This window comes from Candidatus Ruminimicrobium bovinum, assembly GCF_902760015.1.
Lineage (GTDB): Bacteria > Elusimicrobiota > Endomicrobiia > Endomicrobiales > Endomicrobiaceae > Ruminimicrobium > Ruminimicrobium bovinum.
This window is the reverse complement of sequence record NZ_CACWEU010000204.1, coordinates 1-11,198: the sequence shown is the minus strand read 5'-3', so window position 1 is coordinate 11,198 and position 11,198 is coordinate 1. Positions and strand designations below refer to the sequence as shown.

The 11,198-nt window shown below is 31.7% G+C and carries 8 protein-coding genes; 5 read left to right on the top strand and 3 right to left on the bottom strand.

Annotated features, from left to right (window positions below):
• From ACMUOV_RS06885 to secA, 3 genes are all read right to left on the bottom strand, one after another.
• A partial coding sequence (locus ACMUOV_RS06885; RefSeq protein WP_413854365.1) for a PCRF domain-containing protein occupies positions 1-616 on the bottom strand: 616 nt, incomplete at its 3' end.
• A 94-nt stretch (positions 617-710) separates the two neighbouring features.
• Positions 711-2,261: an apolipoprotein N-acyltransferase gene (gene lnt, locus ACMUOV_RS06880; RefSeq protein WP_413854364.1), complete on the bottom strand. Its 1,551-nt coding sequence runs from the start codon at positions 2,259-2,261 to the stop codon at positions 711-713.
• A gap of 12 nt (positions 2,262-2,273) precedes the next feature.
• The gene (gene secA / locus ACMUOV_RS06875) at positions 2,274-4,904 is read right to left on the bottom strand and encodes a preprotein translocase subunit SecA (protein WP_413854363.1); all 2,631 of its coding nucleotides are present in this window, start codon (positions 4,902-4,904) and stop codon (positions 2,274-2,276) included.
• Positions 4,905-5,102: 198 nt separating this feature from the next.
• Between secA and ybaK the strand changes: the two genes are divergently transcribed.
• From ybaK to ACMUOV_RS06850, 5 genes are all read left to right on the top strand, one after another.
• Entirely contained in the window at positions 5,103-5,570 is a 468-nt protein-coding gene (gene ybaK, locus ACMUOV_RS06870; RefSeq protein WP_413854362.1) for a Cys-tRNA(Pro) deacylase, read from the top strand.
• Between the two features lie 146 nt (positions 5,571-5,716).
• A complete protein-coding gene (gene lpxB, locus ACMUOV_RS06865) occupies positions 5,717-6,823 on the top strand; it encodes a lipid-A-disaccharide synthase (protein ID WP_413854361.1) in 1,107 nt (368 codons plus the stop codon).
• Complete coding sequence (locus ACMUOV_RS06860) at positions 6,823-8,550, top strand: ABC transporter ATP-binding protein (protein WP_413854360.1); 1,728 nt, start codon at positions 6,823-6,825, stop codon at positions 8,548-8,550. Before lpxB ends, ACMUOV_RS06860 begins: the two co-directional genes overlap by 1 nt.
• Positions 8,551-8,562: 12 nt before the next feature.
• Positions 8,563-9,552 (top strand): hypothetical protein, encoded by a 990-nt coding sequence (locus ACMUOV_RS06855; protein ID WP_413854359.1) that lies wholly within the window; start codon positions 8,563-8,565, stop codon positions 9,550-9,552.
• Positions 9,552-11,000 carry a RelA/SpoT family protein gene (locus ACMUOV_RS06850; RefSeq protein WP_413854358.1) on the top strand — a complete coding sequence of 483 codons (1,449 nt, stop codon included), beginning with the start codon at positions 9,552-9,554 and terminating at the stop codon, positions 10,998-11,000. Before ACMUOV_RS06855 ends, ACMUOV_RS06850 begins: the two co-directional genes overlap by 1 nt.
• The last annotated feature ends 198 nt before the right edge of the window (positions 11,001-11,198 follow it).

Genomic DNA, 11,198 nt, shown 5'->3' with positions numbered 1-11,198 from the left:
CAAAAGAGGTATGCCTTCTTTTATTTGCATCAAAAGGAGAAATTCTAACCAATCTGTGAACCCCCATCTCCGCCTGCATATATCCGTAAGCATATTCACCTTTAATTATAAATGTAATACTTTTTATACCTGCCTCGTCACCGTCCAATATGTCAACGGTATCAATTGAAAAACCTTTATTTTCAGCCCACATCGAATACATTCGAACAAGCATACTTACCCAATCACAAGATTCGGTTCCGCCGGCACCTGCATGAATCGATACTATGGCATTGTTTTTATCGTGCGGCGAAGATAATTTTGTTTTTATATCAAGTTTATTTATTTCTTTTTCCAAATTCATTATACCGTCCTGAAGTTCTTTTTCCAAACTTTCATCTTTTTCGGTTAACAATAAATTTTGTATTTCAAGTAAATCTTTTGTTTTATCATTTAATTTTGACCACTGCTCAACGATATCTTTTAAATCGTTTAATTTCTCCATTGTTTTTTTTGCTTTATTTTGATCAAGCCAAAAATCATTTGATACCGCAACCGAATCAAGTTCTTTTATTTTATTATCAATATCAAAAATTATTTTTAAATTATTTATTTTTTCTTTAATTTCTTCCAACATATTTCCTCTCAATAGCAATGTATAATATGCAATGTAGAATATATAATTAACAACAACAGATTAGAAGGTTATAATGTCATCGTGATTCATATTCTTATAATTTGATAACCTTATTATAACCTAAAACAGCAAACAATAAACAAATTATAGTAAATATTAAACATAAATATGCAAACAAATCACCGATTTTTAAATAAATGCTTTGATAATCATTACAATAAACCGTTGTAATAAAATTTACCTGTTCGTATATATTTGTTTTTTTTACCGCATTTCCGGCACAATTTATAACGGCAGATACACCGGAATTTGCACAAACGACAACATTTTTTCTTGTTTCAACGGCTCTAAAAATATTCATAACAAAATGTTGATAAGGAGCGGCGCTGTTTCCAAACCATGCATCGTTTGTATGGTTTGTTAATAAATTTGCTCCGTTTTTAACCGACTTTCTTGTTAAATCCGGAAAAAAGTTTTCCGAACATATCGTTGAACCGACAGAAATTTTATCATATTTGAAAACATTCATAACGGTTGATTTTGAAAAATCGCCGAGTGAATTTAAAACTCCGAAAAATTTTGACAGAATATTTCTAAACGGAATATATTCTCCGAATACAACCAAATGATTTTTATGATGCAAATTCATATTCCCGTCTTTATCAACGGCAAAAACTGAATTATAAATTTTATTATTTTCAATATCAATGCTGTTTGCACCTATCAAATGCAAGTTTGCGTTTTTTAAATTTCGTTCAACAAGTTTTTTTATATCATTATCAATTTGTAAATAGCCGGGCAAAACACTTTCGGGGTAAATAATAATTTCAACTTTATCCTTAAAATATTTAATATTTTCATCCAACCCGTTAATTATTTCCTGTTTATATTTTTCGTCCCACTTTTTATATTGATCGATATTCGGTTGAATAACACCGACGGTTATTTCGTTACCGTAATTTACATTAAACTTATTCAATTTAAAAAAACCGTAACAAAATACGGCAATAATCAATGTTATAAAAAAAAGCATTGAAAAATTTTTATAGTCATAAATTTTTAAACTTGAAATTCTCGAAAAATTTTTATTATCAAAAAGCACAATATATAATAAAGTATTTATAACAATTATTAAAAATGATATTCCGTATACACCGGTTATATCGGCAATTTGTATTACGGGTAAAAAACAAACTTGCCCGTAAGCAAGCAAATTCCACGGGAAACCGGTCAACAAATAAGTTCTTATAAATTCAAACATTACCCAAGAAGTTGCAGAAAACAAAATTATGCAAAAATATGATTTTAATTTTTTTTGTATAAAAGATAAAGTTGCCGCCCATATAGAAAAATATAAAGAAAGGTATGTAAATAAAAGAAAACTTACAACAAAACAGGAAAAATAAGAATTCAAATTATCATACAGAAAAACAAACATCCAAAACATTGATATTACATAACAAAAAAATCCTGTTATAAAACCATATATGAAGGATTTTTTTACATCGGAATTAAATATACAGTAAAGTAACGGAAGAAATGAAAACCAAGCAAAATAAAACAAATTAAATTTTTGAAAAGACAAAGCCGTTAATATTGCCGACAATAACGACAATGAAAAATATTTTAATTTTAATTGGCTCACAATTTATCCGTTTTAAATATTTTTACCGCAACATTTTTTATATTTTTTACCGCTTCCGCAAGGACAAGGGTCGTTCCTGCCTATTTTTTTCAAATCTCTGTGATTATTTACCGAAGATGAACTTTTTTTGTAAGTTTTATCACTATCTTTTTCATTAATATCGGGTTTTGTTGTTTTTATGTTATCGTTAAGCATTGATTTCGGCATAACATTTACCTGAACTCTAAACACATATTCAATTGTAGTTTCTCTTATTCTTCTCATCATACCGTCAAAAAGAGCAAAAGATTCTTTTTGATATTCTATCTTAGGATCTTTATGAGCATAAGCTCTGAAATAAATACCTTTTTTCAATTGATCCAATTCATATAAATTATCTCTCCATGCGGTATCTATCATTTGTAACAAAACCATTCTTTCTATTTGAGACAATATTTCACTGCCTAATTTTTCTTTTCTGTCATCATAAGCCTTTTTTATTTGTTCAAGCAAAATTTCTTTTAATCTGTCTTGGTTCAAACTGTCAAGAATTTCACCGGAAGGGGCTTCAAAATCTATACCGAAAGATCTTGCCATCCATGCTTTAAAATGGCTCCAATCCCATTGTTCGGGATATGTTTTTTCCGATGTCCATTGGTCAATTTTTTCTTCAACCGATTCCAACATCATATCCCGTATTGTTGCGGATATATCTTCACCTTCAAGTATTTCATTTCTTAATCTGTAAACAGCTTCCCTCTGCTTATTCATTACATTATCGAAATCAATAAGCTGTTTTCTTATATCGAAATTCATACCTTCAACTTTTCTCTGTGCATTTTCAACGGCTTTTGATATCCACGGATGTTGAATATCTTCACCTTCTTTTAAACCCAATTTCTGCATTAAGACAGACATTTTTTCAGAACCGAAAAGCCGCATTAACTCATCCTGCATAGACAAATAAAACCTTGAAGCACCCGGATCGCCCTGTCTTCCCGACCTACCTCTTAACTGATTATCAATTCTTCTCGACTCGTGTCTTTCGGTTCCTATAATATATAAACCTCCGAGTTTTTTTACTTCCTCGTTTTGCTGCTTATCACCGGCACCCAAAACAATATCGGTTCCTCTACCTGCCATGTTGGTTGCAATTGTAACGGCGCCTTTTGCACCGGCTTGTGCAATAATTTGCGCTTCCATTTCATGAAATTTTGCATTTAATACCTGATGAGGAATTCCTTTTCTCCTAAGCAAATCGGAAAGCTTTTCCGATTTTTCAATTGACCTTGTTCCCACAAGAACAGGTTGCCCGACTTTCCAGCATTTTTCAATATCGGCAACTATTGCATTGAATTTTTCATTTTCCGTTCTGTAAATCACATCGGGGAAATCTTTTCTTATCATCGGGTTATTTGTAGGAACTTCAACAACATCAAGTTTGTAAATTTCCCAAAATTCGCTTGCTTCGGTAAGTGCGGTTCCTGTCATACCTGCAATTTTGTTATACATTCTAAAGAAATTTTGAAATGTTATCGTAGCCAATGTTTGGTTTTCTTCGGCAATTTGTAAATTTTCCTTTGCTTCAACCGCCTGGTGAAGGCCGTCCGACCATCTTCTTCCCGGCATAAGTCTTCCGGTAAATTCATCAACTATTATAACTTCACCGTTTTTTACAACATAATCAACATCTCTTTTATATAAATTGTGTGCCCTTATTGCCTGTGTTAAATGATGAACCCATTCCGACTGCATATCGTCATAAATATTTTTCAAACCCAATATTTTTTCCGCTTTTTGAACACCCTGTTCGGTTAAAACAACACTGTGGTTTTTTTCATCAACCAAATAATCGTAACCTTTTGAAAGATCAACACCCTCATATTTTGCTTTTATTTCTTCTTCTTCCGTTATAAACCTGCCGTGAAGCATAGGAACAATTCTGTTTGAAACATAATATTTATCGGTGGATTTTTCACCGGCACCGGAAATTATAAGCGGAGTTCTTGCCTCATCTATTAAAATCGAGTCGACTTCATCGATAATTGCATAATTAAGCGGTCTTAAAACTCTGTCATCTTTTGAGATAACCATGTTATCTCTTAAATAATCAAAACCCAATTCGTTATTTGTCACATAGGTTATATCACATTGGTAAGCTTGTCTTCTTTCTTCGTTTGTAATATCGTGGCAAACATTACCGACGGTCATTCCCAAAGCATTATAAACCGGCTGCATCCATTCTTTATCTCTTTTTGCAAGATAATCGTTGACGGTAACAACATGAACGCCTTTTCCCTCAAGTGCATTTAAGTAAACCGCCAAAGTTGCAACAAGTGTTTTACCTTCACCGGTTTTCATCTCGGCAATTTTACCTTTATGTAAAATATATCCGCCTATCATTTGAACATCAAAATGTCTGAGCCCGATAGTTCTTTTTGAAGCTTCTCTGACACATGCAAATGCTTCGGGCAACAAATCATCCAAAGTTGCGCCTTCAGACAACCTTTTTTTAAACTCTTCCGTCTTTGATTTTAATTGTTCATCGGAAAGTTTTTGAATATCCGGTTCCAACGAATTTATTTTTTCAACTATAGGTTTAATTTTTTTTATATCCCTTTCATTTTGAGAGCCGAAAATAGCCCCTATCAATTCTTTTAACATAAAATAGCTCCATATTTAAAATATCTTTTATATTTTACTTTTTTTTAGATATAAAAACAATTGCAACGAAAAATTTATAAAAATTTTTATAAAACAAATTTAAATTATCTAAAACAATAACGCAAGTGTAACAAATTAAAATAAAAAATGTATAATTAATTATTGTAATAAACTATTATTCTTAATTTAGGAATTTTTATGATAAAAACAAATGCAATGAGAATTTTGGATAAAAGCAATATACATTATAAAACTTACAGTTACGACTCTTCCAAAACAATAAGCGGAGTTGAAGTTGCACAATATTTAAAACAAAATCCCGATTATGTTTTTAAAACATTGGTTACGGTGGCAAAGTCAAAAAATCATTATGTATTTTTAGTTCCCGTTGCAAAAGAATTGGATTTAAAAAAAGCCGCCGTCTCGGCAGGTGAAAAATCGGTTGAAATGTTAAAACAAAAGGATTTATTCAATTTAACGGGATATATTCACGGAGGATGTTCTCCGTTAGGTATGAAAAAATTATTTAAAACCGTTATAGATATTTCCGCACAACAACAACCCGTTATAATTTTTAGTGCAGGCAAAATAGGATACCAAATAGAAACAACCGTTTCGGAACTTCAAAAAGTAATTTCCTTTTCTTTAGCGGATATAGTAATATAAGTTTTCCGTAAAATAAATTTTTATTTTCATCTAATTTTCAAATCTTATAATCCTCCAATCTTCTAAAATTTGCATTTGCAAATTTTTTGGTTGATATTTAACTCTTTTTTCAATATAATTTAGAAATATATTCAAAAGAGGATTTCATGCAAGAAAAAAACATATCTTTTTTTATTTCCGCAGGTGATGTATCGGGTGATATTCATGCTGCCAACTTAATAAGTTCAATAAAAAAAATAAATCCTTCAATAAAAATATTTTGTATCGGCGGAAATCAATTAAAAAAAGTTTGTGATGTTTTTTTGGAAGATATAGTAAACCTAAATGCTTTCGGTTTTTTCCCGTTAAAACAAATTTTCTTTTTAAAAAAACTTTTAAAAAGAATTGAACAAAATTTAAAAGAAAACAAAACAAACAAAGTAATTTTAACCGATTATTACGGGTTTAACATTCATATTGCAAAAGTTGCAAAAAATTTGAACATACCCGTTTATTACTTTGTAAGTCCGCAAATTTGGGCTTCAAGAAAAGGAAGAATAAAGCAAATAGCAAAATATGTAAAAACGGTATTTCCTATTTTTCCGTTTGAAAAAGATATTTATTTAAAAGCGAAAGTTAATGCGGTGTTTGAAGGTAATCCGCTTATTGATGTTGTTCCAAATGTCGATAAAGAAAAAAAACTTAACGAACCGTTAAATATCGGACTTTTTGTCGGCAGCAGACAAAGTGTTATAAAAAGGCATTTGCCTATAATACTTAAAACCGCAGAAATTTTAAAAAATAAAGTAAATGCAAACTTTAAGTTATTTGTAAATGATTCGGAAGATTGGAAGCTTGGAAGATTGGAAGATTGGAAAAATAAAAAAATAGAAATTGTGCAGGGTGATAATTGGCAGGAAAGAAAAAATATTGATATAGCAATAAACCCTTCCGGAACGGTAAGTTTGGAAAATGCTTTAATGGGAATACCTATGGTTGTTATGTATAAACTTGCATGGGCAAATTATTTACTTGCACGGCTTATAGTCAAAGTTAAATTTATAACCATTGTAAATATTTTGGCAAATAAACTTATTGTTCCCGAATATATTCAACATAAAGCTACGGCGGAAAATTTGGCAAATGCCGTATTTAAATATTTGGAACCTGATATATATAAACAAAAAAGAGAAGAACTTCTGCAATTTAAAAATATGTTGGGTAAGAAAGGTGTTTGTGAAAGAATTGCAAAAAATATACTGGAGGATAATTAATGGACTATAAAAGGTTGGCAAGATATGTATATCCGTATAAAATAAGGTTTATATCGGCAATGATATGTATGGCGGTTTTTGCCGCTTTAAATACCGGAACGATTGCGCTTGTAAAATGGTTGTTTGATAAAGTTTTTTCAACCGAAGGCGACACGGCATCAAAAATAAAAATGCTTTATTTTATTGCGATAATAGTTCCCGTTTTTTTTGTAGTAAAAGGACTTGCCGATTACGGAAGAAGCTATTTACTTAATTATGTGGCACAAAACGTAATTAAAAATTTAAGATTTGAATTATATTCAAAATTAATTTCTTTATCCCACGATTTTTATGTTAAACATTCCTCTTCAAAAATAATGTCAAGGGTAACAAACGATATAAATGCAATACAAAATGCACTTTTAAGAGTTCCGGCAAATGTTATTAAAGACGGACTTTCTGCAATAGGTATGATATGTTTGTTATTTTATTTACATTGGAAATTTGCTTTTATAGTAGTTTTTGTAATTCCGTTACTTGCCTTACTTTTAATTTATTTTGCAAAAAAAATGAGAAAGGCCTCAAAAGAAGGGCAGGTTCAAATGGCGGAAATTTATTCTTCTCTTCAGGAAATGTTGAGCGGGTTTTCCGTAATTAAGGCCTTTACTCATGAAGAAAAAGAAAAACAAAGATTTTCAAGAGATAACGAAAAATACTATAATATCGAACTGAGACTTGTTCGTGTTGATGCCCGTTCAAGCCCGTTAATGGAAGCTCTCGGTGCAATAGGTTTTTCAATAGTGCTTATTTGCGGCGGAATTGAAGTAATAAAAGGCGGTTGGACAACCGGTGCATTTATGGCATTTATAGCGGCAGTATTTTCAGCTTATCAGCCGCTTAAAAATTTTGCACAGGTAAATTCAATAGCACAACAGGCAGTAACGGCTTCGGAAAGAATTTTTGAAATACTTGACCAACAACCTACTATTATTGATAGTCCGAATGCAAAAATATTACCCGTATTTTCAAAAGAAATTTCATATCAATCGGTAAATTTCAGTTATGAAGAGGGTAAAGAAATTTTAAAAGATATCAACTTTAAAATTCCGCTCGGAAAAACCGTAGCATTTGTCGGTTCATCGGGCTCCGGTAAAACAACTATAACAAATTTACTTTTAAGATTTTATGATGTTACTTCGGGTAAAATTTGTATAGACGGAAACAATATAAAAGATGTAACGTTGGAATCTTTAAGAAATCAAATAGGTGTTGTTTCCCAAGACGTGCTTTTATTTAACGAAACAATAAAATATAATATTTCTTACGGAAAAGAAAATGCAACCGATGCCGAAATAGAAGCTGCGGCAAAAGCGGCCAATGCACATAATTTTATTTCCAATTTACCGAACAAATATAACACGATAGTAGGTGAAAGAGGAATGAAATTATCCGGCGGTGAAAAACAAAGAATAGCCATCGCACGTGCAATGTTAAAAAATCCGCCGATTTTAATACTTGATGAAGCAACATCAGCCCTTGATACGGAATCGGAAAAGCTTGTGCAGGAAGCCATTGAAACTTTAATGAAAAACAGAACCGTAATTTTAATAGCACACAGATTAACTACCGTAAAAAATGCCGATGAAATAATTGTTTTGGATAAAGGACAGGTTGCAGAAACGGGAAAACATCAACAACTGTTGGATAAAAATGCGGTATATGCGAAATTATATAAACTTAATAGTTAAGGATTGAGAAGCATGAAAAAATTATCATTTATATTTTTTATTTTATTCTTTATCACAATAAACGTTTCGGCAAGAAAAATACCTACACAACCTAACAGTTATAACGGTATGGCTTTAAGTGCAAGAAGTCTTGCAATGGGTAATACGGGTGCTGCTGCCGTATCACAAACAGATAATATCTACTTTAATCCGGCAGGGTTGGCTTACAATACAAATGAAAAAATATTTACCGAAGTTCTTATATCTGCATTAAGAGATTCTTCTTTACCCAAACAGGAAATAAACCGAGTTGACCCTACGGAATTAGGATTAATGTCGATTGTATTGATGCAAAAATTCGGAGCAATATCATGGAGAACGTTATCTTCATACGAAACAAAAAGCTCCGACGAAAACAATTGGTCAAGGAAACAGGAAAATATAAAAGCGGTAACACTATCTGTAGGAAACACTTCAAGTAACGGAGCGGCTTTAGGAGTAAATATTTCTTATCTTTACGGAACATTGGCAGAAAGTTCGGTTGAAAATTCAATTCCTTATGCACAAACCTCATCGGGAAACGGTTTCAGCATCGACGTAGGTATGACTTTACCCTTAAAAAAACATATAATTTTAGGTGTTAATTTTGAAAACATTGCAGGTTTTATGTGGTGGAGTGACTATGGTAATTACGAGCAATTACCTTTTACTTTTCGTTCGGGGGCAGGTTATTATTTAGGCGGATTTTCTCTTTTGGCGGATTATTCAAAAAGATTTTACAGATTCGGTGATATGAAAGAAAATTTTATATCCTTAGGTACCGAACAATATTTAACACACTTCCTTTGCGTGAGAGCAGGTGCCGAAAGCGAGTCATCGTTTTCCGATAAAGAAAACATTAAATACACTTACGGTTTCGGTTTAAACATCTCAATTGTAACAGTAAATTTTGCAGCACAAAATTATAAATTAAAATCCGAAAATGTATCGGAATATTTCTGTTCGGTAAAGGCAAACATATAATGATTGACGAATTAAAAAAATTAGTTACACAGTATTTACCTAATGCCGATTTGGCACTTTTGGAAAAAGCATACAACTATGCTTCAAGTGCTCATTATTGTCAAATCAGAGCAACCGGTGAGCCCTATTTCAATCATTGCTGTAATGTTGCAAAAATACTTACGGAATTAAAGCTTGATATTCCTACATTATGTGCTGCACTTCTGCACGATATTTTGGAAGATACTCTTGTGGTATCACAGGAATTAAAACAAGAATTCGGTGAAGAAATAACATCGCTTGTCGAAGGTGTAACAAAAATAAATTCTTATAAATTTAACGACAAACTTACGGCACAGGCGGAAAATTGGCGAAAAATGTTATTTGCAATAGTTAAAGATGCACGTGTAATTATCATAAAACTTGCCGACAGATTGCATAATATGAGAACATTAAAATCACTTTCTCCCGATAAACAGAAAAAAATTGCACTTGAAACGTTAACTTTATATACTCCTTTTGCACACAGGTTAGGTATATATAATTGGAAAAACGAACTTGAAGATTTAACATTTGAAATACTTGAACCGGATAAATATAATGAAATAAAAACTAAATGGAAGGCACGTTCCGGCAGAAACATAGAATACCTTAACTATTTGGAAAAAGAAATTACAAAAAAATTAACATCTGCAAATATACCTTTCAGATTATCGTCAAGACCTAAGAACTTATACGGAATTTACAGAAAAATGCAACGGCAACAAAAACCGTTTTCGGCAATACAGGATTTATTCGGTATGAGAATAATAACCGATACTCAAGAACATTGCTATCAAATTTTAAGTATAGTTCAAACGGATTTTAAAATTGTAGAAAACTCATTCACCGATTATATAATACTTCCTAAAGCAAATTTATATCAATCTCTTCATATTACCGTCGCTTCGGAAAGTGACGTTGTTGTTGAAATACAAATAAGAACCGAAGAAATGCATAAAAAAGCGGAATACGGTATTGCAGCCCATTGGAGATACAAAGACCAATTTAATAAAACAACCGACAATTCAAAAGATATTGATTTGGAAAAACATTTGGAATTTATAAAACATATTTTGGAAACAAAAGACAGTGAAGAATTTTTATCGGATTTAAAAACGGAATGTAATTTTGAACAGATATACGTATCAACACCTAAAGGGAAAATAATAAGGTTGCCCGACGGTGCTACGGCACTTGATTTTGCTTATGCCGTTCATACCGATATAGGAAATAAATGTATGGGTGTAAAAGTTAACGGAAAAATGGTTCCTTTAAATTACAAACTTATATCCGGGCAAACTTGCGAAGCACTTGTCCGTAAAAATATAAAGCCAAGTGAACACTGGCTTTCATTTGTAGTAACATATCAGGCAAAATATCGAATAAGAAAATTTTTAAAAGAAACAAAAAAACAACTGAGAAGCTGAAAACGGCAATGTACAATGTATAATGTAGAATGTATAAACAACAGATGAGAGATAAGGGCTGAAGACTGAGAGTTTAACGGCAAATAACCTATAGCCCTATAACCTTATAGCCTCTAAACTAACTTTATCTTTTAATAAATATTTCTATTCTGTTATTTTTATTTCTGCCTTCTTTGGTTGTATTTTCCGCTATCTGTT